Source organism: Pseudomonas sp. Irchel s3a12, from assembly GCF_900187485.1.
Taxonomy (GTDB): Bacteria; Pseudomonadota; Gammaproteobacteria; order Pseudomonadales; family Pseudomonadaceae; genus Aquipseudomonas; species Aquipseudomonas neuropathica.
Genome location: NZ_FYDN01000004.1, coordinates 261,077 through 282,227 on the forward strand (window position 1 = coordinate 261,077; position 21,151 = coordinate 282,227).

The window sequence follows — 21,151 nt, forward strand, 5'->3', positions numbered from 1 at the left end:
CTTATCTTTGACCAGGCAATCCCGCCCATTGCACCAACAACGCTTCCAGCAGCAAGGCCGGATTGAGGTTGGCTTTGCTCATGACCTTCTGCCGCTGAGCGAGAATCCAGTCCTGAATCTCGAGGACTTTGCCTTGCGCACTTTTCTGCGCCAGGTATTGCACGACTTTGCGCATGTCGGTCAGGCCGAGGCCGGCTTCATCCTGAGTCAGTTGATAACGCAGGATCAGGCTCGACCAATCGCAGAACCAGTCAAACAGACGCAGCATCGGAATGCTTTTCCACTCCTCAGCCAGTTGCGTCGGCGATTGCTGTTGCTTGAGCAACTTCTTCACGCCCTCGACCACTTGCGCGCGTTGTTCACGCACGCCCTGGGATTGCAGACTGACCGCCATCAACGGTGAGCCGGCGGCCAGCGTCAGCAGTTCGACACGTTCGTCTTCGGAGCAGTCCGGCAGCGCCTGAGCCAGCCATTGCAGGCTCATCGCCTCGCCCGGCAGCGGACAGGCCTGCTGCACGCAACGGCTCTTGATCGTTGGCAGCAAGCGACTGGTCTGGTGGCTGACCAACAGCAGAACGGTATCGCCGGAAGGCTCTTCAAGGCTCTTGAGCAAGGCGTTGGCGGCATTGATGTTCATCGACTCGACCGGCTCGATCAGCACCACTTTGCGCCCGCCCAGTTGCGCGGTCTGCACCACGAAGCTGACCAGATCGCGGACCTGATCGACCTTGATCGCCTTATCGGCTTCTTCCGGTTCGAGAATGTAATTATCGGGGTGACTGCCGGCCTTGAGCAGCAGGCAGGATTTACACTCGCCGCAGGCTTGCGGCGTCGGCCGCTGGCACAACAGGCTGGCCATCAAGCGTTCGGCCAGCGCACGTTTGCCGATGCCGGCCGGGCCATGCAGCAGATAGGCGTGGGCGTGCTGCTTACGCCCGGCCAGTTGCTGCCAGAGGCTGTCCTGCCATGGATAGGCCTCAGCCACGGGCCAGCTCCAGCAAATTCGGAATCAGGGTATCCAGCGATTGTTGAACCTTGGCCAGTGGCTGACCAGCATCGATGCGCACATAGCGCGCGGGATCGGCTTCGGCGCGCTTCAGAAACGCATTGCGTACAGCCTCGAAAAACGCCCGGCCTTCCAGTTCGAAACGATCCAGACGGCCACGGGCACTGGCGCGGGCCAGGCCGATTTCTACCGGCAGATCGAAAATCAGCGTCAGATCCGGACGCAGGTCGCCCTGCACGAACGTTTCCAGTGTGGCGATGCGCTCCAGCGACAAACCGCGACCGCCGCCCTGATAGGCGTAAGTCGAATCGGTGAAACGATCACAAAGCACTACCGCCCCCCGGGCCAGCGCCGGTCGAATCACTTCAGCCAGGTGCTGAGCGCGCGCGGCGAATACCAGCAACAACTCGGCGTCCGGGTTCATGACCTCGTCGGCCGGCGCCAGCAGCACGTCGCGAATCCGCTCGGCCAATGGCGTGCCACCCGGCTCGCGGGTCAGCACCACTTCGATACCGGCGGCGCGCAGGCGCTCGGCAAGGTATTCGCGGTTAGTGCTTTTGCCGGCGCCTTCCGGGCCTTCCAGGGTAATAAACAAGCCAGTCACAGGCAGTCCTTAATCAAAGTCATTGCGTGTTTTGTGGGGCGGCAGCTTCTGGAGCCGGCGCAGATTCCTGAGGCGCAATTTGTGGCAACGATTCCGGCGCTGTATCCGGAGAGGCAGCGGGAATCGCCTCTTCAGGAGCGGGAGCGGTTTCAGGCGTTGTCGCCGGCGCAGGGCTGGAACGGTAATCGGCACGGCGTTTGAGCTGGTACTCACGCACCGCATTATTGTGCGCATCCAGATCATCGGAGAACACATGGCTGCCATCGCCACGCGCAACGAAGTACAGGCTGGTGCCATCCACCGGGTTCAGCGCCGCATGAATTGCTTCGCGCCCGACCATCGCAATCGGTGTCGGCGGCAGGCCGGGAATTACGTAGGTGTTGTAAGGCGTCGGCTCTTTCAAATGCGCCCGAGTCAGCTTGCCGGTGTAGCGATCGCCCAGACCATAGATGACGGTCGGGTCGGTTTGCAGCTGCATGCCCAGCGCCATTCGACGTACGAAGACGCCGGCAATCTGCCCCCGTTCCTGCGGCACACCGGTTTCCTTCTCGACCAGCGACGCCATGATCAGCGCTTGATAGGGTTCGCTGTACGGCACATCGGCAGAACGACTTTCCCACTCTTTCGCCAGCACTTCATCGAGGCGATCAAAGGCTTTCTTCAGCAGTTCGGCATCGGACATGCCGCGCACAAAGCGGTAAGTGTCCGGGAAGAAACGGCCCTCCGGGAACAACCCTTTATGACCAATCTTCGCCATGACGTCGCTGTCGCTCAAACCGTTGAGGGTCTGCTCGACCTTATCGTCTTTGGCCAACGCCGCGCGCACTTGATGGAAATTCCAGCCCTCGACCAGCGTCAGGCTGTACTGGACCACTTCACCGCGCTTCCACAAGTCGATCAGACCGTTGACGGTCATGCCCGGCTGCATACGGTATTCGCCGCTATGGATCGGTGTACCGGCGAGATTGAAGCGCCAATAGACTCGCAACCAGAATGCGTCCTTGATGACGCCATCGGTTTCGAGGGAAAGGAACGTACGGGTCGGAGTGGAGCCTTTCGGCACATCCAGCAGTTCTTCCTGCGTGATGTTCAGAGGCTGTTCCAGTGCGGAGTGAATCTTCCAGGCGCTGGCGCCCATCAACAGCCCTGCCAGAACCAGTCCGGTTTCCAGCAGCAGCAAAAGTTTACGTCTCACAAATCAGGCATCCAGTAGGGCGCGGGCAATGGTTTGCAGTTTACGGGTGAGCGGGCCAACCGGCCAGCTCAGTGCAGCGTAGGCGCGTACCGGCCAGACGCCATACACGCTGTTGCAGACAAACACTTCATCGGCCCATTGCAGCTGTTCGAGGCTGATGTCGGCGATCTGCGTGGGAATGGCCAGTGACTCGGCCTGAAACAATATTTCGGCGCGCATCACACCGGCAACGCCGCAGCGTTTCAGATCCGGCGTGATCAATACACCGTCGCGCACCAGAAACACATTACTGAACACCCCTTCGATCACTCGACCGGCTTGATCAAGCATCAAGCCTTCGGCGTGCTCGCTGTCCTGCCATTCGGCACGGGCGATGACTTGTTCCAGTCGATTGAGGTGTTTGAGTCCAGCCAGTAAAGGCTGTCTGGAGAGTCGCGTGTTGCACGGAAACAGGCGAATGCCTTGTTCAGTATGCACAGCGGGATAAGCTGCCGGAGGATTGCCTTGCAGAATACGTCGGCCAGGCGCCGCCGGATCAGGTGCATAACCGCGCAGACCGTCGCCACGGGTGAGGATCAGCTTGAGTACACCCTCGCCCATCGCTGCCGCATAACTCAGCAGCTCGTGGCGAACCCGTTCGATATCGGCGGCGATGGCCAGACGCGAACAGCCATCGGCCAGACGCGTCAGGTGCCGATCCAGCAGGATCGGCTGTCCATCACGCACGGCGATGGTCTCGAACAGACCGTCGCCGTAAGCCAGGCCGCGATCTTTCAGCGACAGAGCGTCAGCCGGTTGACCGTCGACCCAGCTGTCCATCAGCCTGCGAACCGACGGAACGCCAAGGTGCCGTTGGTGCCGCCAAAACCGAAGGAGTTGGACAGCACGACATCGATGTCCATGTTGCGCGCAGTGTGCGGCACGAAATCGAGATCGCAGCCTTCATCCGGCTCATCGAGGTTGATGGTCGGCGGTGCCACTTGGCTGTTGATCGCAAGAACGCTGAAGATCGCTTCAACCGCGCCCGCCGCACCTAACAGGTGACCGGTCATCGATTTGGTCGAGCTCACTGCCAGTTTGTAGGCGTGATCACCGAACACGGTCTTGATCGCATTGGCTTCGGCGAGGTCGCCGGCCGAAGTCGAAGTACCGTGAGCGTTGATGTATTGCACTTGATCGGCGTTGATCTTCGCATCGCGCAGCGCGTTGGTGATGCAGCGTGCTGCACCGGCGCCGTCGGCAGGTGGCGAGGTCATGTGGAACGCGTCGCCACTGGTGCCAAAGCCGATGAGTTCAGCATAGATGGTCGCACCGCGCGCCTTGGCGTGTTCCAGCTCTTCGAGAACCAGTGCACCGGCACCGTCGGACAGGACGAAACCATCACGGCCCTTATCCCATGGACGGCTGGCGCGGGTCGGTTCGTCATTGCGGGTCGACAGCGCACGGGACGCGCCGAAGCCACCCATGCCCAGACCGCATGCGGCCATTTCGGCACCGCCGGCAATCATCACGTCGGCTTCGTCGTACATGATGTTGCGTGCCGCCATGCCGATGCAGTGCGTACCGGTGGTACATGCAGTGGCGATGGCGTAGTTAGGTCCCTGTGCCCCCAGGTGGATGGACAGGAAACCGGAAATCATATTGATGATCGAGCCAGGTACGAAGAATGGCGAGATTCGACGCGGGCCCGTCTCATGCAGGGTACGGCTGGTTTCTTCGATGTTGGTCAGACCGCCGATCCCCGAACCCATGGCCACGCCAATGCGTTCACGGTTGGCGTCGGTGACTTCCAGACCAGCGTTGCGTACAGCCTGAAAGCCGGCAGCGAGACCGTACTGAATGAACAGGTCGAGCTTGCGCGCTTCCTTGACCGACAGGTATTCCTCGACATTGAAGCCCTTTACCGAGCCGCCAAAGCGGGTGGAATAGGCAGAAAGGTCGGTGTGTTCGATCAGACCAATGCCACTGCGGCCAGCCAGAATGCCCTGCCAACTGCTCGGCACATCCGTGCCCAGTGGCGACAACATACCCATACCGGTGACTACGACGCGTCTACGCGACACAGCACTCTCCTTTTTCAAATGACGATTTTGCATCAGGCCTAAAGAAAAAACCGCACGCCATGATGGCAGTGCGGTTTTTCCATGACAGCAAACAACGATTACAAACTATTACGCCTGGTGGCTAGTAACGTAGTCGATTGCAGCTTGTACAGTAGTGATCTTCTCAGCTTCTTCGTCAGGGATTTCGGTCTCGAATTCCTCTTCCAGAGCCATCACCAGCTCAACGGTGTCAAGGGAGTCGGCACCCAGGTCTTCTACGAAGGAAGCAGTGTTGACCACTTCTTCTTCTTTAACACCCAGTTGCTCGGCAACGATTTTCTTGACGCGCTCTTCGATGGTGCTCATACCTTGTTTTCACTCCTAATGGACAAATTCAGGCAGCTGGCCAGTGGGTAAGTGTATAGAAAGACTTTTCAGTTTTTCAACTGAAAGCTTCACTCCTCAAACCCTGCAGCCCTCTGCCTATAAATAGATTGCAGCTTTATAACGGATTTTAGACAGCTCGTATGACATTTTTTTGAAGCAATCCGTCACATTTTACTTACATGTACATCCCACCGTTCACCGGGATTGTAGCCCCAGTGACGTATGCCGCACCGTCGGATGCAAGAAAAGCGACCACAGACGCGATCTCTTGAGCTTGCCCCAGACGACCCAGCGGAATCTGCGTCTGCAAGGCTTCACGCTGTGCTTCAGGCAGTTCGCGCGTCATATCGGTGTCGATAAACCCTGGGGTTACCGAGTTGACCGTAATCGAACGCGAACCGACTTCACGCGCCATTGCACGGCTGAAACCTTCCAGACCGGCCTTGGCGGCTGCATAGTTTACTTGGCCTGCGTTGCCCATGGCACCCACCACCGAGCCAATACTGATAATTCGACCCCAGCGCGCCTTGGTCATACCGCGCAGAACGCCCTTGGACAGGCGATACAGACTGTTCAGGTTGGTATCGATTACGTCGTACCACTCGTCGTCTTTCATGCGCATCATCAGGTTATCGCGGGTGATGCCGGCATTATTGACCAGGATTGCCACCGGCGCACCGAACTGTTCCTGAATACCCGCCAGCACTGCACTGACCGATTCATCGCTGGTGACATTGAGTTCGAAGCCGGCGCCCTGAATACCGTTTTCCTTCAGGGTCGCAGCGATACGCTCGGCGCCCGAAGCGGAAGTCGCGGTGCCAATGACGATGGCGCCCTGACGACCCAGCTCCAGTGCGATAGCCTGGCCGATGCCGCGGCTTGCACCGGTGACCAGTGCAACTTTACCTTGCAGACTCATGCAAGTTTCTCCTGATTCAGGCTTGCGCTGCGCGAGCGGCAGCGAAAGCGTCTGGGGTATTGAGGTTGGAAGTCGCCACGCCTTCGGCGCAACGTTTGTTCAGGCCGGCCAGGACTTTGCCCGGGCCGCACTCGACCAGATTGGTCGCGCCTTTGGCGGCCAGGGTCTGTACCGACTCGACCCAGCGCACTGGCTTGTACAGTTGTTCGAGCAGATCACGCTTGAGGGTTTCCAGATCGGCCGGCACTTGCGCGCTGACGTTCTGTACCACCGGGATCTGCGGTGCCTGCCAGTCAATGGCGGCGATGGATTCGGCGAAGCGCTCAGCGGCCGGACGCATCAGCTCGCAGTGCGACGGCACGCTCACCGGCAACGGCATGGCACGCTTGGCGCCACGCGCCTTGCAGCCTTCGATCGCGCGCTCGACGGCAGCCTTGGCACCGGCAATGACCACTTGGCCCGGCGAGTTGAAATTGACCGCGCTGACCACTTCACCTTGCGCCGCTTCGGCGCAGGCAGCCAGCACATCGGCATCTTCCAGGCCGAGGATGGCAGCCATGCCGCCCTGCCCGGCCGGAACAGCTTCCTGCATCAACTGACCGCGACGCTCGACGAGCTTCACCGCATCAGCCAGTGTCAGGCTGCCGGCAGCAACCAGCGCGCTGTATTCACCCAGGCTGTGACCGGCAACAAAGGCCGGACGCGCACCACCTTCCGCCAGCCACAAACGCCACAGAGCGATCGAAGCGGTCAGAATGGCCGGTTGGGTTTTATCGGTTTGATTGAGCAGCTCTTCCGGGCCCTGCTGGGTCAGCGCCCACAGGTCATAGCCCAGAGCCTCAGAGGCTTCTTTGAAAGTTTCGAGGATCAACGGATATTCCGCGCCCAGCTCGGCCAGCATGCCGAGGGACTGCGAACCTTGTCCTGGAAAGACGAATGCGAGGGAAGCAGACATGTAACAAGCCCCTAATGATCTTGTCGTCGGAAAATGGCGCCCCACTGGGGACGCAAGAAACTGACAGTTGGATGGCCCTTTGAACCGGGCGGTCACATTTAAGCATTGTCCGACGAAAACGCCTAAGACAACAAATCCTCCAGACGACCATGGAGACGCTCGGGAAGATTTTCCTGAATCTCGATCAGCGCACGGGAAATAGCACTCTGAAAGCCCTGAACACCGGCCGAACCGTGGCTTTTCACCACGATACCCTGCAAGCCGAGAAAGCTTGCGCCGTTATGTCGCGCCGGCGCCAGATCCGCCTGCAAACGCTTCATCAGCGGCAACGCCAACGCCCCCACGACACGAGAGGCCAGATTCTTTTTGAACAGCGCCTCGATACGCGCAGCAATCATCGTCGCCAGACCTTCGCTGGACTTGAGCAGGATGTTGCCGACGAAACCATCACACACCACAACATCCGCCTCGCCGCGATACAAACCGTCGCCTTCGATAAAGCCGATGTAATTGATGCCACGGGCAGCCTGCAACAGCGTCGCAGCCAGCTTGACCTGCTGATTGCCCTTAATGTCTTCGGTGCCGATGTTCAGCAGCGCGACGCGCGGGCGATGGATGCCCAGCGTCTGCGCCGCCACCGAGCCCATTACCGCAAATTGCAGCAAATGCTCGGCGCTGCAATCGACGTTGGCGCCCAGATCAAGCAACTGGCAATAACCCTTCTGCGTCGGGATAGCCGCCACCATTGCCGGCCGATCGATACCGGGCAGCGTCTTCAGCACGAATCGTGACAGCGCCATCAACGCACCGGTATTGCCGGCGCTGACACAGGCCTGAGCCTTGCCGTCACGCACCAGCTCAAGGGCGACACGCATCGACGAGTCCGGCTTGCCACGCAACGCCTGGGTCGGTTTTTCGTCCATGGTGATGACTTCGCTGGCCGCAACAATCGTCAGGCGCGCGCGATCGGCAGCCGATTGGCCGTGGATCAATTCTTCAAGAAGGGAGGGTTGACCGACGAGGGTGAGGTGCAGCGAGGGCGTAGCAGACAGGCAAGCAAGGCTGGCCTGAACAATGCTGCGGGGACCGAAGTCCCCGCCCATTGCGTCAATCGCGATGACTTGAGCGGACAAGTGATTACTCGTCAGCGCCCTTGTCGATCACTTTACGGCCACGGTATACGCCTTCTGGCGATACGTGGTGACGCAGGTGAACTTCACCAGTGGTTTTTTCTACAGACAGGGTGCTAGCCTCGAGAGCGTCGTGCGAACGGCGCATGTCACGGGCAGAGCGGGATTTTTTGTTCTGCTGAACAGCCATAATTGATTAACTCCTAAACGTTTGGGTCACGCTTTAACTGCGCCAATACACTGAACGGGTTGGACCGCGTTACCTCGTCCTCGCTCGGTTCGGGCTCATCTGCTCCCGCCGGCTGCTGGCATTCTTCCGGATGATGAGCAGGCACAATAGGCAAGGCAAGCAAAAGCTCTTCCTCGACCAGTGACTGCAGATCCAATGGATCTTCGCCCAGTTCCAGCACGTCATAACCTTTCGGTAACGACTGGGTATTCGCACCCTCCTTCACTACAGCGTAACTGCATTCGCTGTGGATCGGCAGGGTGACCAGCTCAAGACAACGCTGGCAAACCATTTTGACCTCGGTGTCGATAAAGCTGTGGATCACCACAGATTTACGTTCATCTCGTTCAAAAACGAATTTCGCCTGCACCGTACCGACATCGTCGGAAAGCGGGTCGCAGAGTCTCTTCAAATCGGCCAGCAGCAGTTCACCTTGAAGGGTGGTGCCACGGTCAGCCAATTTGCGCGGGTCAACGTGAGGTGGAATCGGGTCATTCAACATAGGCGCAGCATTATAGGGATGCACCCACCCATGTCAAAGGAAATTGTGCCCTGTCCGTCACTTGCGTGCCTCCGCTAGAATTCGCACCTGCCTCAGGAGACGCGAATGCTGCCTTTATTACTCGCTTCAAGCTCGACCTATCGTCGGGAATTGCTCGCCCGCCTGCACCTGCCGTTCGTCTGCAGCTCGCCGGATATCGATGAAAGTCACCGCCCGGGCGAATCGGCGATCGAACTGGTCAAGCGCCTCGCCGAACAAAAAGCCCGGGCATTGGCTGACAGCTATCCCGCCCATCTGATTATCGGCTCGGACCAGGTTGCCGTGCTCGGCGAGCAGATCATCGGCAAGCCGCACACCTTTGAGAAGGCGCGCGAGCAACTGATGGCCGCCAGTGGCGCCAGCGTGACATTCCTGACCGGCCTTGCGCTGCTTAACAGTCAGACCGACCAGTGCCAGGTCGATTGCGTGCCGTTCACGGTCCACATGCGCACGCTGGATCAGGCAAGCATCGAACGCTATTTGCGCATTGAACAGCCTTACGACTGCGCAGGCAGCTTCAAGGCGGAAGGCCTCGGTGTGAGCCTGTTTCAATCTACCGAAGGCCCTGATGCCACCAGCCTGATCGGCCTGCCGCTGATTCGCCTGATCGACATGCTACTGGTTGAAGGCGTACAGATGCCTTAAAGCAAAAGATCGCAGCCTGCGGCAACTCCTACACCGATCTCTGTAGGAGCTACCGCAGGCTGCGATCTTTTGATCTTTACAACGAACTAACGCAACGAAGGTCCGTGGAAACCCATCCACATCGCCAATTGCTCTGCCACGCTGGCACCGAGCTTCTTCGAGAAACGATCGAACGGCGACTCCTGAACGGTGAAGTCGACCAGCTCTTTCTCGCCAATCACATCACGCGCCACCGAACTGGCATTGCCCAGACCATCGATCAAGCCCAGCGGCAGCGCTTGCTCACCCGACCAGACCAGCCCGGAGAACAGCTCCGGATGCTCTTTGTCTTTCAGACGATCGCCACGGCCCTGCTTGACGCTGTTGATGAACTGCTTGTGCGTGGTGTCCAGCACCGTTTGCCAGAACGCCGTTTCATCAGACTTCTGCGGCTGGAACGGGTCAAGGAACGACTTATGCTCGCCCGAGGTGTACGTGCGACGCTCGACACCCAGTTTCTCCATGGTGCCGACAAAGCCGTAACCGGCCGCCGTCACACCAATCGAGCCAACCAGACTCGCCTTGTCGGCATAGATCTGATCCGCCGCACTGGCAATGTAATAAGCACCGGAGGCGCCCAGATCGGAAATCACCGCGTAAAGCTTGATCTCCGGATGCAGACCGCGCAGACGCTTGATCTCGTCATACACATAACCCGATTGCACCGGACTGCCGCCAGGACTGTTGATGCGCAGGATCACGCCTTTGACCTTCTTGTCCTCGAACGCCGCCCGCAGGCTGCCAACAATGTTGTCGGCACTGGCGGGCTCTTTGTCGGCGATCATGCCGGTGACGTCGATCAACGCGGTGTAGTTCGGCCCGCGCGTGGCGCTCTTTTCCATGTCCATCAGCGGCGTGAACAGGATCAGCGCCACAAACAGATAAACAAACGTCAGCAGCTTGAAGAAAATCCCCCAACGCCGCGAACGACGCTGTTCCTGAACACCAGCCAGCAGAGTCTTTTCCAACAGCTTCCAGCTTTTTTCGTCACCGCCGTCGGCACTTGCCTTGGCCGGTGCTTTCCATTCGTCGGTCATGCCATCCACCCCAGCAAAAACGTATTAGGCCTACTTCCCCAGCCAGGCATGCAATTCGGAAAAACGGTCGATCGACAGACGTGGCTCGAATTGTTGCAGCGATTCGATCGATTGCGCGCCATAACTGACCGCGACCGAATCCATCCCCGCATTACGCGCCATCAACAGATCGAAGGACGAATCGCCGACCATCAAGGCCTGCTCCGGGCGCACACCACAATGAGCAAGGATCTGCTCCAGCATCAGAGGGTGCGGCTTGCTCGCAGTTTCATCGGCAGCGCGGGTGATATCGAAATAATCTTCCCAGCCATTAGCCTTGAGCACTCGATCCAGTCCGCGACGATTCTTGCCGGTCGCCACCGCGAGGTGATAACCCTGCTCGCGAAAGGACGCCATCGACTCGACTACGCCTTCGAACAACGGCGAAGGCACAGCTTCTGCGGCGATGTAGTGATCGGCGTAATACTCGCGAAACGCGGTCATTTCGGCGTCACTGATCTCGGGATACAGCGTGCGAATCGCCTCGGGCAAGCCCAAACCGATAATGCCTTTGACAGCAAAGTCGTCGCGCAACTCGAAACCGGAGCGCCCGGACGCCGAATGCATGGCTTCGACAATCCGATGAATGGAATCTGCCAGGGTGCCGTCCCAATCGAAAATCAGCAGTTTGTAATCAGATGGGCGCACTCAATCGCTCCACGGTCTTGGCCCACATTTCATCGACCGGCGCCTGCAAGGTCAGCTTGCCGCCATCGGGCAGCGGCACGGTCAGCATGTAGGCGTGCAGGAACAGGCGCTTGCCGCCCAGATCACGGATTTCCTTGGTGAAATCCTCATCGCCATACTTGCTGTCGCCAGCAATGCAATGACCGGCATGCAAGGTATGCACGCGAATCTGGTGGGTGCGACCGGTCACCGGTTTAGCCTCGACCATGGTGGCGAAGTCACCAAAGCGGCGCAGCACTTTGAACATGGTCAGGGCTTCTTTGCCCTCGTCATTGACTTCGACCATGCGCTCACCGGAACGCAGATTGCTCTTGAGCAATGGCGCACTGACTTTCTTGATCGAGGTCGCCCAGTTGCCGCGGACCAGCGCCATGTAGCGCTTGTCGACGCCATCGCCGCGCAATTGCTCGTGCAAGTGGCGCAACATGCTGCGCTTTTTCGCGATCATCAGCAGGCCGGAGGTATCACGGTCGAGACGGTGCACCAGCTCCAGCTCTTTGGCATCGGGACGCAACTGACGAAAGGCTTCGATCACGCCGAAGTTCAAGCCACTACCGCCGTGAACCGCAATGCCGGCGGGCTTATTGATCACGATCAGGGCTTTGTCTTCGAAGACAATCGAAGCTTCCAGGCGCTGCAACAGACCCTGCGCCAGCGGCACCGGCTCATCGCGCTCAGGCACGCGAACCGGCGGCACGCGCACGATATCACCGGCCTGCAGCTTGTATTCGGGCTTGATCCGACCTTTGTTCACACGCACTTCGCCTTTACGCAAAATGCGGTAAATCAAGGTCTTGGGCACGCCTTTGAGCCGGGCGAGGAGAAAATTGTCGATTCGTTGGCCGGCATACTCCGGCGAGACTTCAAGCAATTGAACGCCTGGAGTCGAAGGGGCAGTAGTTGTCATGCCGCGGATGATAACAATTTTTATGGAATTGAAGCACTTAATCATTGCTGCTATAGTCGCGAACGCCGCCAAAAGCGGCCTGGACAGAGGAACCACGGTCAAAAACCGGCCCTGACCAACGCAATTCACCAGGACGCGAGGCCGTCCTACGGGGCTTTCGCTACGTAACGGTGGAGTTTGCAGTTGTAACAAGCGCAGGTGACATGAGGCCTGAATTACACCGTCGAGCAGAGTTTTTACTCGCCTGATAGGCACACATTCAAGGCCAGTTCACAAAGTGCAGTCAGCTACAGATGACCCCGAGCGAATGCTTCGGAAACAACGCCTGAATTAGCCATGATGCGTGACCTCCCCTTTCGGAGCTCACGGTAAATGCCAACCCGCTGCGGATTCTGCGCGCGGCAGCACCCGAATTATCAGGGATACGTGTAGGGTGGAGATGCACAACCGCTGGACTGTGTAGCAATAGGCTTTATCAAGACGCTTCATCTCGTCCACAGCCGCTGGTTGATTCCTCCTCCTGACTGAGTGCTTAAGTAGCCACAGCAAGCAGGACGCGTACGTCGCTATATCGGCCCAATTGGCCGCATATCGCTGGACACGGGAATGGCCAACCACTCCCGACGCACCTGACACCGACCGTGAGAAGTCGTGTGTGCCGAACGCCGTTTCCGGCAGCCCGGAAACCGACGGTACTACATGAAAAGAATGCTGATTAACGCAACTCAACCCGAAGAGTTGCGTGTTGCACTGGTAGATGGCCAACGCCTCTACGACCTGGACATCGAATCCGGTGCACGCGAGCAGAAGAAGGCCAACATCTATAAAGGCCGCATCACTCGCATCGAACCAAGCCTTGAGGCTGCCTTTGTCGATTTCGGCTCCGAGCGCCACGGCTTCCTGCCCCTCAAAGAAATCTCCCGCGAATACTTCAAGAAAGCCCCTGAAGGCCGCGTCAACATCAAGGACGTCCTGAGCGAAGGCCAGGAAGTCATCGTTCAGGTCGAAAAAGAAGAACGTGGCAACAAGGGCGCAGCCCTGACCACCTTCATCAGCCTGGCCGGTCGTTACCTCGTGCTGATGCCGAACAACCCGCGTGCCGGCGGTATCTCCCGTCGTATCGAAGGCGAAGAGCGCAACGAACTGCGTGAAGCGCTGAACGGTCTGGTCGCACCAGCCGACATGGGTCTGATCGTGCGCACTGCCGGCCTTGGCCGCAGCAGCGAAGAAATGCAGTGGGACCTCGACTACCTGCTGCAACTGTGGACCGCCATCAAAGAAGCCTCGCTGGATCGCTCCGCGCCATTCCTGATCTACCAGGAAAGCAACGTGATCATCCGCGCCATCCGCGATTACCTGCGCCAGGACATCGGCGAAGTGCTGATCGACAGCGTTGAAGCCCAGGACGAAGCCCTGACCTTCATTCGCCAGGTTATGCCGCAATACGCCAGCAAGATCAAGCTGTACGAAGACAGCGTGCCGCTGTTCAACCGTTTCCAGATCGAAAGCCAGATCGAGACCGCTTTCCAGCGCGTCGTTGAACTGCCTTCCGGCGGCTCCATCGTTATCGATCCGACCGAAGCCCTGGTGTCGATCGACATCAACTCGGCGCGCGCCACCAAAGGCAGCGACATCGAAGAAACCGCTCTGCAGACCAACCTTGAAGCTGCCGAAGAAATCGCCCGTCAGTTGCGCCTGCGCGACATCGGCGGCCTGATCGTCATCGACTTCATCGACATGACCCCTGCCAAGAACCAGCGCGCCGTGGAAGAGAAAGTCCGCGAATGCCTGGAAGCCGACCGTGCCCGCGTGCAGATCGGTCGCATCTCGCGCTTCGGCCTGCTGGAAATGTCCCGTCAGCGCCTGCGTCCATCCCTGGGCGAAAGCAGCGGTATCGTTTGCCCGCGTTGCAACGGCACCGGCATCATCCGTGACGTTGAATCGCTGTCGCTGGCGATCCTGCGCCTGATCGAAGAAGAAGCCCTGAAAGACCGCACCGCCGAAGTGCGCGCCCAGGTGCCGATCCCGGTCGCCGCGTTCCTGCTCAACGAAAAACGCAACTCGATCACCAAGATCGAACTGCGCACCCGTGCTCGCATCATCATTCTGCCGAACGACCACCTCGAAACCCCGCATTTCGAAGTTCAGCGCCTGCGTGACGACAGCCCGGAAGCTGCGACCAACCAGTCCAGCTACGAAATCGCAGCTGCCGCTGCCGAAGTCGAAGAAGTCCAGCCAGCCGCTGCGACCCGCACCCTGGTTCGCCAGGAAGCTGCGGTCAAGACTGCTCCGGCACGTGCCAACGCTCCGGTTCCGACCGAAGTCGCCGCCCCGGTCGCTGCTGCACCAGCTCCAGTCGCTGCACCAGAGCCAAGCCTGTTCAAAGGTCTGGTGAAATCGCTGGTCAGCCTGTTCGCCACCAAAGAAGAACCAGCCGCTCCGGTTGTGGTTGAAAAACCAGCCACCGAACGTCCGGCCCGCAACGAAGAGCGTCGCAACGGTCGTCAGCAGAGCCGCAACCGTAATGGTCGCCGCGATGAAGAACGCAAGCCACGCGAAGAACGTGCTCCACGTGAAGAACGTGCGCCACGCGAGCCGCGCGAAGAGCGCGCGCCACGTGAAGCCCGTGAAGTCCGCGAACCACGTGAAGCTCGTACCGAAGCGCCAGTTGCCCGCGAAGAACGTGCACCACGCGCTCCGCGTGAAGAACGTGCACCACGTGCACCGCGCGAAGACCGCAAGCCACGCGGCGAGCGTGAAGAGCGTGTGCGTGAACTGCGCGAGCCACTGGACGCCGTTCCAGCCGCTGCTGCTGACGTTGCCGTTACCGCTGAAGAACGCCCGACCCGTCAGCCCCGTGAAGAACGCGCACCGCGTCCGCCACGTGAAGAGCGTCAACCGCGTGCCGAACAGGCCGCTGCTGCCGTCGCTGAAGAAGAAGTGAACACCAACGAAGAGCAACTGCCGGAAGACGGTTCGGAGAACGCCGAAGGCGATCGCCCACGTCGTCGTTCGCGCGGTCAGCGTCGTCGCAGCAACCGTCGTGAGCGTCAGCGTGATGCCAACGGCAACGTGATCGAAGGTTCGGAAGAATCCGAAGCCGGCGAAAACGCTGAAGCGCCAAGCACTGCCGATCTGGCTGCTGGCCTGGCTGTGACCGCCGCTGTTGCCAGCACCGTGATCAGTGCACCGGCTGAAGCACAAGCCCACGAGCAAGCTGAACGCGCCACCGCGGCTGTTCAGGAAACCGCTCCAGTGGAAGCGCCGGTTGTTGAAGCAACCACGCCAGTGGAAGTGGTTGCTGCTCCGGAAGTCGAAGTGGCACCGGTTCAAGAGACCCTGCCTCAGGTAGAGCCAGCGCCAGTTGTGGCTGCGGAGCCGGTGGTAGAAACCGTCGCAGAAACCGTAACCGAAAGCGTACGTGAAGTTCGCGAAGAGCAGACTGCCTTCAACTGGGTTGCCGAGCCGACTGTTGCTGAAACCCCAGCGCCAGTGGTGGAAGCACCGGTTGTTGAAGCGCCAGTGTTCGAAACCCCAGTGTTTGAAGAACGTAAAGCTGCCGAACCAGCACCTGTCGTTGAAGCACCGGTTGTCGCAGCACCCGTGGTGACCGAGGCGCCAGCCCCGGTTGTTGAAGCTGCAGCACCGGTCAGCGCTCTGACGCCAAGCGGCCGCGCGCCAAACGACCCACGTGAAGTGCGTCGTCGCAAGCGTGAAGAAGAGCGTCTGCAGAAGGAAGCTGAACTGGCTGCCGCTGCTGCGCCAGTCGCTGCCGAGCCAGCCGTGGTTGCTGAAGTGGTCGAGGCAGCGCCTGCCCCGGTGACTGAAGAAGCTGTGGTTGAGTCGGTGATTGCTGAAGCACCACGCTCCGTTCAGGACGCGGTCGAGCAGCACCAAGAGGCCGAGGAAAAAGAACACGAGCCTAAACCACTCGTGTAATTTCCAAAGCCAATAAAAAGCCCCGCCCGATTATTCAGGCGGGGCTTTTTTATGCCTCGATTTTTTGTGCTGGACTCTAGATCCAACCCCCTCACCCCAGCCCTCTCCCCGAGGGGGCGAGGGGGAAAGGGAGCAGATCTCCGTGTGTTTCAAGGCCGGAGTTCGACTCGAAGTTTCAGGTCGGTGTACCTCGAAAGAACACCTCGGTCAGTCCCCTCTCCCTCTGGGAGAGGGTTAGGGTGAGGGGCTCTCAGGAATTTACGCAGCTCTCAAGACGAAGTAAAAACCAAAGCCTCCGGCACATCGATATCCCACAACACCCCAGGATCATCCACCGCCACTTCCACCACCCTGCCCTGCTTGAACAACGGCCGAGCCCCTCGATCGCCACTCAAAGCCTGCAACCCCGCACCAAACGACCGCCCAAACCCCACAGGATGACCAAACTCCCCTTCCTGCACCGGCACGCTCACCGCATCATCAGCAATCGACGCGACCACCAGCCCAATACTCGACGGCAAGATAAACGGCATGTCACCAAGGACAATCAACCAGCCATCGGCATCAGGGCAAGCGGCGACCCCGGCGGCAATACTGTCACCCATTCCAGTCGATTCAATCGAGACCACGTCACAGCCATAGGCCTGGGCCATGCGCATCGCCTGCGGCCGCGCCTCGGTCGTCACCAGCACGCGCCTGTCGAGGCTGCCCGGCAGATTCAACAGCACCTGCTCAATCACCGAACGCACTGCACCATCACGCCCGGTGCAGTCCGCCAGCAACTTGTCCTTATCGGCACCTGCCTCCTGGCGAAAACGGCTGCCTTCACCCGCCGCCAGCACAATCACTGCAATGGATCGACTCATGCGTCCTCCAAACTTTTCTTCTGCTTCAACTCGACGCCGTTCTTGATTGCGACGATCTCCGCCAACAGGGACAAAGCAATTTCCGCTGGCGAATGACTGCCGATGTGCAAACCGATCGGCCCGTGCAGCCGATCGATCGCCTGCACCGACAAGCCCAGCTGAGCAAGATTCTCCCGACGCTTCCGGCTGTTAACCCGAGAGCCGAGAGCGCCGACATAGAAGGCCGGAGAATCCAGCGCCGTGAGCAGCGCCATATCGTCCAGACGCGGATCGTGGGTCAACGCGACAATCGCCGTACGTTCGTCGGTCTGGATACTCAACACCGCCTCATCCGGCATGCCCGAGACGAAACGCCCGTGATGCTCTTCCCAGCCGTAGACGAATTCGCTGCGCGGATCGCAGATCAGCACCTCAAAATCCAGCAACCGCGCCATATCCGCCACGTAACGCGACAACTGCCCGGCACCGATCAATAGCAGGCGCCAGCGCGGCCCGTAGATCGCTCGCAGGGTTTTGCCGTCGAACTCCAGCGAGTCGGACTTGCTGGCCGGCGACAGAAGCACTTCACCGGTTTCAATGTTCAACTCACGGGCAACGATCTCGTGTGCTTCGCACCGCGCGAGCAACTCGGCAACCCACGCGGGATCGCCGATCCGTTCTTCAGTCAGGCGCAACGTGCCGCCACAAGGCAAGCCAAAGCGCGCCGCCTCCTCGCGTGTAACGCCATAAGTGATCAACTGCACCGGCGGCCCATCGGTGGCGATGCGTCCGTCGTGCAGGCGGGCGATCAAGTCATCCTCGACGCACCCGCCCGACACCGAACCGATCACCACGCCATCCTCGCGCAAGGCGAGCATGGCGCCGGGAGCCCGGGGCGCCGTGCCCCAGGTCTGCACCACGCTGAACAGCACCACCCGCTGCCCGGCGCGGCGCCATTCAAGGACGCTGCGCAGGACATTGAGGTCGACGCTGTCCATTACGCCTCTGCCTTCTGCCAGCCCTGCAACTGGTAACGCACCGGCAGATTACGGATGCGCTTGCCAGTAGCGGCAAAGATCGCGTTACACAAGGCCGGAGCAATCGGCGGCACGCCCGGCTCGCCGACACCGCCCAAGGGCACGTCGCCCGGCGGCGTCACCAGATGCACGGCAACTTCTTTCGGCGCCAGCGACATGCGCGCCACTTCGTACATGTGGAAGTTGTCCTGCTGGACCTTGCCGTCCTTGAAGCTGATTTCGCCCAGTACTGCGTTGCCCAGGCCCATCACGCAGGCGCCTTCGAACTGCGAACGGATACGTTCAGGGTTGATCTGCGGCCCGCAATCCACGGCAATATCGGCCTTGTGCACGATCAGCGTACCGTCGTCCTTGACCTCGACTTCGATCACCGCCGCCACGTACGTGACGAAGCTGTAATGCACCGCCAGACCCAGACCACGGCCCTTCGGCAGTTTGCGCCCCCAACCGGCTGCTTTCGCGGCGGTTTCCAGCACGGTGCGCATGCGCCCGGTATCGATCGGATACCGCTCGGGCGATTCGCCGTAGTTCCACTCTTCGCTCAAGGTGCGCGGGTCGATCTGCCGATCAGCGCCGAGCAGTTTGATCTGGTATTTGAGCGGATCCTCGCCGGCCTTGTGCGCCAGCTCATCGACGAAACTCTGGATGGCAAAACCATGAGGAATATTCGACACCGAGCGATACCAGCCAACCCGTGTGTGCACGGTCGCCTCGGGGTTTTCCAGGCGTACGTTGGGAATCGCGTAGGCCATGTTGGTGAAACCCATGCCCAGCTCGAAAGCCGCTTCATGGTTCATCCCCGGCGCGAACAGCGCGGTGATGCTCGGCGCCACGGTGCGATGCAACCAGCCGGACGGCATGCCGTCCTTGCCCACGCCAGCCTTCAGATACTCGGCGGACACAGTGTGGAAATACGAGTTGTGGATGTCATCTTCACGCGTCCACTGCACCCGCACGGCTTTGCCGGGGAACTCTTTGGCGAGAATCGCCGCTTCGACGACGAAATCCGGTTTCGACTTGCGACCAAAACCACCGCCAAGCAAGGTGACATTGAATGTGACATTGTCGAACGGCAGTCCAAGACGCTCGGCAATGCGCTCGCGGGTGACTTGCGGCGCCTGACTCGGTGCCCACGCTTCGCAAACGCCGTCCTTGTAGCGAGCGATGGCAACCATTGGCTCCATCGGTGCCTGGGCCAGATGCGGCAGGTAGTAGGATGCTTCAAGCGTACTTGCAGCACCGCTCAGGGCCTTGTCGATATCGCCGGTGTTGCGCACCACTTTGCCGGGTTTCAGCGAGGCGGCTTCAAGCTCTTTGCGATAGGCGATCGAGTCATAACTGGCGTTCGGACCGTCATCCCATTCGATTTTCAACGCTTCACGGCCCTTGATCGCGGCCCAGGTATTGCTCGCCACCACGGCCACACCACCCAGTGGCTGAAACTCAGAAGGCAGCGGCCGGCTTTCGATCTGCAGCACTTTGAGCACACCGGGGACTTTCAGCGCAGCGCTGTCATCCAGCGATTTGACCTTGCCGCCGTACACCGCCGGACGGGCGATAGTTGCGTACAGCATGCCGTCGAAATGCACATCGGCGCCGTATACCGCACGACCGTTGACGATGTCTGCGCCGTCGATGGCTTTCGTACCTTCCTTGCCGATGTAGCGAAACTCCGACGGCTGCTTGAGGCGCAGGCTGTCACGCGCCGGTACCGGCAACGCACTGGCTGCGGCGGCCAGTTCGCCATAGCCCAGCTCACGGCCAGACGGTTTGTGAATGACTTTGTGCAGTTGCGCGTGGCACTCACCGACCGGCACTTTCCACTGCGCAGCGGCGGCCTGTTCAAGCATGGTCCGCGCCGCCGCACCGCAACGCCGCATTGGTTCATACCAATGGCGCATGCTGCGCGAACCGTCGGTGTCCTGGTTGCCGAAGCGCACTTCATCACCCGGCGCCTGCTGCACTTTGACGCGCGCCCAATCGGCTTCCAGTTCATCAGCAACAACCATGGTCAAACTGGTGCGCACGCCCTGGCCCATCTCGGAACGGTTGCACACCACAGTGACCGTGCCGTCAGCGGCAATGCTGACGTAGACCTTCGGATCGTCGATCCAGCCATTGGGCATGCCATCGGCGCCGAATTGCTTCGGTTTGTCTTCAGCCAACGCATCCTGCCAACCCCAACTGGCGGCCAGCACCAGCGCGCCGGTGGCGCCGACGCCTTTGAGGAAACCGCGACGGCTGAGATTGCTCAGGGCGAAATCATTCGGAAGGCGACTCATGCCTTGGCCTCCTTCAAGTGAGTGGAAGCCTGGCGGATCGCAGTCTTGATCCGGTTGTAGGTGCCGCAGCGGCAAATGTTACCGACCATGGCTTCTTCGATCTGCTCGTCGCTCGGGTTCGGGTTGGTCTTGAGCAACGCGGTAGCCGACATGATCTGCCCGCCCTGACAGAATCCGCATTGCGCTACAGCGGTGTCGAGCCAGGCTTGCTGGACCACCTGCCCCACCGGGTCGGCGTGCAGGTTGTCGATGGTGGTGACGTTCTGGCCGACCACCGAACCGATCGGCGTGATGCAACTGCGCGCCGGCAAGCCGTCGATATGAATGGTGCAGGCGCCGCACAGCCCCATGCCGCAGCCGAACTTGGTGCCGTTATAACCGGCGACATCACGAATCGCCCACAACAGCGGCATGTCTTCGGTGACATCGAGAGGATGGTCTTGACCGTTGAGTTTCAGGGTAATCATGGGCACGCCCGCATATTTTTAGTGGTTATGGGGTCGAGCAATCTGCCGCCGTTGAATCGGCGGTGGTTCACGCAGATCGACTCAGGCTAATCAGGCTCTCTTGTGCCGACGCGAACGTCTGCACCGGGCCTTTGGTGGAGCAAATGACGGTTATCGTTAGCTCGCTAAGTTAACCCAGCGTTAACAAAAAAGCCCTGCACTTTTTATCAGTGCAGGGCT

General features: G+C 59.7%; 20 protein-coding genes. 2 read left to right on the plus strand and 18 right to left on the minus strand.

All coding sequences use genetic code 11. The features are described 5' to 3' along the window. Position 1: 1 nt before the first annotated feature. The 11 genes from CKW14_RS09280 to CKW14_RS09330 form a co-directional block, all read right to left on the minus strand. A complete protein-coding gene (locus CKW14_RS09280) occupies positions 2-985 on the minus strand; it encodes a DNA polymerase III subunit delta' (RefSeq protein WP_064120369.1) in 984 nt (327 codons plus the stop codon). After that, positions 978-1,610: a dTMP kinase gene (gene tmk / locus CKW14_RS09285; protein ID WP_095048609.1), complete on the minus strand. Its 633-nt coding sequence runs from the start codon at positions 1,608-1,610 to the stop codon at positions 978-980. The genes CKW14_RS09280 and tmk overlap by 8 nt, the downstream gene beginning before the upstream one ends. Before the next feature lie 19 nt (positions 1,611-1,629). Continuing rightward, positions 1,630-2,805 (minus strand): endolytic transglycosylase MltG, encoded by a 1,176-nt coding sequence (mltG, locus tag CKW14_RS09290; protein WP_095048610.1) that lies wholly within the window; start codon positions 2,803-2,805, stop codon positions 1,630-1,632. Between the two features lie 3 nt (positions 2,806-2,808). Further along, positions 2,809-3,624, minus strand: a complete 816-nt coding sequence (gene pabC / locus CKW14_RS09295) for an aminodeoxychorismate lyase (RefSeq protein WP_095048611.1) — start codon at positions 3,622-3,624, stop codon at positions 2,809-2,811. After that, complete coding sequence (fabF, locus tag CKW14_RS09300; RefSeq protein ID WP_093435430.1) at positions 3,624-4,868, minus strand: beta-ketoacyl-ACP synthase II; 1,245 nt, start codon at positions 4,866-4,868, stop codon at positions 3,624-3,626. Before fabF ends, pabC begins: the two co-directional genes overlap by 1 nt. Positions 4,869-4,976: 108 nt before the next feature. Continuing rightward, entirely contained in the window at positions 4,977-5,213 is a 237-nt protein-coding gene (gene acpP / locus CKW14_RS09305; RefSeq protein ID WP_003175607.1) for an acyl carrier protein, read from the minus strand. Positions 5,214-5,409: 196 nt separating this feature from the next. Continuing rightward, positions 5,410-6,153, minus strand: a complete 744-nt coding sequence (fabG, locus tag CKW14_RS09310; RefSeq protein WP_034155354.1) for a 3-oxoacyl-ACP reductase FabG — start codon at positions 6,151-6,153, stop codon at positions 5,410-5,412. A 16-nt stretch (positions 6,154-6,169) separates the two neighbouring features. Next, positions 6,170-7,108: an ACP S-malonyltransferase gene (gene fabD, locus CKW14_RS09315; RefSeq protein ID WP_034155355.1), complete on the minus strand. Its 939-nt coding sequence runs from the start codon at positions 7,106-7,108 to the stop codon at positions 6,170-6,172. A gap of 122 nt (positions 7,109-7,230) precedes the next feature. Further along, a complete protein-coding gene (plsX, locus tag CKW14_RS09320) occupies positions 7,231-8,241 on the minus strand; it encodes a phosphate acyltransferase PlsX (protein ID WP_095125201.1) in 1,011 nt (336 codons plus the stop codon). A gap of 4 nt (positions 8,242-8,245) precedes the next feature. After that, a complete protein-coding gene (rpmF, locus tag CKW14_RS09325; protein WP_003179396.1) occupies positions 8,246-8,428 on the minus strand; it encodes a 50S ribosomal protein L32 in 183 nt (60 codons plus the stop codon). Between the two features lie 13 nt (positions 8,429-8,441). After that, positions 8,442-8,969 (minus strand): YceD family protein, encoded by a 528-nt coding sequence (locus tag CKW14_RS09330; RefSeq protein ID WP_038364482.1) that lies wholly within the window; start codon positions 8,967-8,969, stop codon positions 8,442-8,444. 105 nt (positions 8,970-9,074) lie between these two features. Between CKW14_RS09330 and CKW14_RS09335 the strand changes: the two genes are divergently transcribed. Continuing rightward, positions 9,075-9,653 (plus strand): nucleoside triphosphate pyrophosphatase, encoded by a 579-nt coding sequence (locus tag CKW14_RS09335; protein WP_095048614.1) that lies wholly within the window; start codon positions 9,075-9,077, stop codon positions 9,651-9,653. A gap of 86 nt (positions 9,654-9,739) precedes the next feature. Here the strand turns inward: CKW14_RS09335 and CKW14_RS09340 are convergent, their stop codons facing one another. The 3 genes from CKW14_RS09340 to rluC are packed head-to-tail and all read right to left on the minus strand — an operon-like array spanning position 9,740 to position 12,362. Then, the gene (locus tag CKW14_RS09340; RefSeq protein ID WP_095048615.1) at positions 9,740-10,729 is read right to left on the minus strand and encodes a S49 family peptidase; all 990 of its coding nucleotides are present in this window, start codon (positions 10,727-10,729) and stop codon (positions 9,740-9,742) included. Positions 10,730-10,759: 30 nt separating this feature from the next. Continuing rightward, on the minus strand, positions 10,760-11,416 hold the full coding sequence (locus tag CKW14_RS09345; RefSeq protein ID WP_095125202.1) for an HAD-IA family hydrolase: 657 nt from the start codon (positions 11,414-11,416) through the stop codon (positions 10,760-10,762). Next, positions 11,403-12,362, minus strand: coding sequence for a 23S rRNA pseudouridine(955/2504/2580) synthase RluC (gene rluC, locus CKW14_RS09350; protein WP_034155359.1), 960 nt, complete (start codon positions 12,360-12,362; stop codon positions 11,403-11,405). Before rluC ends, CKW14_RS09345 begins: the two co-directional genes overlap by 14 nt. 699 nt (positions 12,363-13,061) lie before the next feature. On the opposite strand from rluC, the gene rne reads away from it, so the two are divergent. Further along, positions 13,062-16,301, plus strand: a complete 3,240-nt coding sequence (gene rne / locus CKW14_RS09360) for a ribonuclease E (RefSeq protein ID WP_095125203.1) — start codon at positions 13,062-13,064, stop codon at positions 16,299-16,301. A gap of 269 nt (positions 16,302-16,570) precedes the next feature. Here rne and CKW14_RS09365 read toward each other — a convergent pair whose 3' ends face one another. Genes CKW14_RS09365 through CKW14_RS09380 form a run of 4 tightly spaced genes read right to left on the minus strand, consistent with a single transcriptional unit; the run spans position 16,571 to position 20,932 of the window. Then, positions 16,571-17,167 carry a nucleotidyltransferase family protein gene (locus CKW14_RS09365; RefSeq protein WP_095125204.1) on the minus strand — a complete coding sequence of 199 codons (597 nt, stop codon included), beginning with the start codon at positions 17,165-17,167 and terminating at the stop codon, positions 16,571-16,573. Continuing rightward, a complete protein-coding gene (locus tag CKW14_RS09370) occupies positions 17,164-18,144 on the minus strand; it encodes an XdhC family protein (RefSeq protein WP_095125205.1) in 981 nt (326 codons plus the stop codon). The genes CKW14_RS09365 and CKW14_RS09370 overlap by 4 nt, the downstream gene beginning before the upstream one ends. Continuing rightward, positions 18,144-20,465: a xanthine dehydrogenase family protein molybdopterin-binding subunit gene (locus CKW14_RS09375; RefSeq protein WP_095125206.1), complete on the minus strand. Its 2,322-nt coding sequence runs from the start codon at positions 20,463-20,465 to the stop codon at positions 18,144-18,146. The genes CKW14_RS09370 and CKW14_RS09375 overlap by 1 nt, the downstream gene beginning before the upstream one ends. Then, positions 20,462-20,932, minus strand: coding sequence for a (2Fe-2S)-binding protein (locus tag CKW14_RS09380; protein ID WP_095048621.1), 471 nt, complete (start codon positions 20,930-20,932; stop codon positions 20,462-20,464). Before CKW14_RS09380 ends, CKW14_RS09375 begins: the two co-directional genes overlap by 4 nt. Between the last annotated feature and the right edge of the window lie 219 nt (positions 20,933-21,151).

Excerpts from the sequence above, each read along its gene's own strand:
- pabC (WP_095048611.1), bottom strand. The coding sequence starts at position 3,624 with ATGGACAGCTGGGTCGACGGTCAACCGGCTGACGCTCTGTCGCTGAAA.
- CKW14_RS09380 (WP_095048621.1), bottom strand. The coding sequence starts at position 20,932 with ATGATTACCCTGAAACTCAACGGTCAAGACCATCCTCTCGATGTCACC.
- fabD (WP_034155355.1), bottom strand. The coding sequence starts at position 7,108 with ATGTCTGCTTCCCTCGCATTCGTCTTTCCAGGACAAGGTTCGCAGTCC.
- acpP (WP_003175607.1), bottom strand. The coding sequence starts at position 5,213 with ATGAGCACCATCGAAGAGCGCGTCAAGAAAATCGTTGCCGAGCAACTG.
- CKW14_RS09375 (WP_095125206.1), bottom strand. The coding sequence starts at position 20,465 with ATGAGTCGCCTTCCGAATGATTTCGCCCTGAGCAATCTCAGCCGTCGC.
- CKW14_RS09365 (WP_095125204.1), bottom strand. The coding sequence starts at position 17,167 with ATGAGTCGATCCATTGCAGTGATTGTGCTGGCGGCGGGTGAAGGCAGC.
- CKW14_RS09335 (WP_095048614.1), top strand. The coding sequence starts at position 9,075 with ATGCTGCCTTTATTACTCGCTTCAAGCTCGACCTATCGTCGGGAATTG.
- rpmF (WP_003179396.1), bottom strand. The coding sequence starts at position 8,428 with ATGGCTGTTCAGCAGAACAAAAAATCCCGCTCTGCCCGTGACATGCGC.
- fabG (WP_034155354.1), bottom strand. The coding sequence starts at position 6,153 with ATGAGTCTGCAAGGTAAAGTTGCACTGGTCACCGGTGCAAGCCGCGGC.
- CKW14_RS09340 (WP_095048615.1), bottom strand. The coding sequence starts at position 10,729 with ATGACCGACGAATGGAAAGCACCGGCCAAGGCAAGTGCCGACGGCGGT.
- rne (WP_095125203.1), top strand. The coding sequence starts at position 13,062 with ATGAAAAGAATGCTGATTAACGCAACTCAACCCGAAGAGTTGCGTGTT.
- CKW14_RS09370 (WP_095125205.1), bottom strand. The coding sequence starts at position 18,144 with ATGGACAGCGTCGACCTCAATGTCCTGCGCAGCGTCCTTGAATGGCGC.
- CKW14_RS09330 (WP_038364482.1), bottom strand. The coding sequence starts at position 8,969 with ATGTTGAATGACCCGATTCCACCTCACGTTGACCCGCGCAAATTGGCT.
- rluC (WP_034155359.1), bottom strand. The coding sequence starts at position 12,362 with ATGACAACTACTGCCCCTTCGACTCCAGGCGTTCAATTGCTTGAAGTC.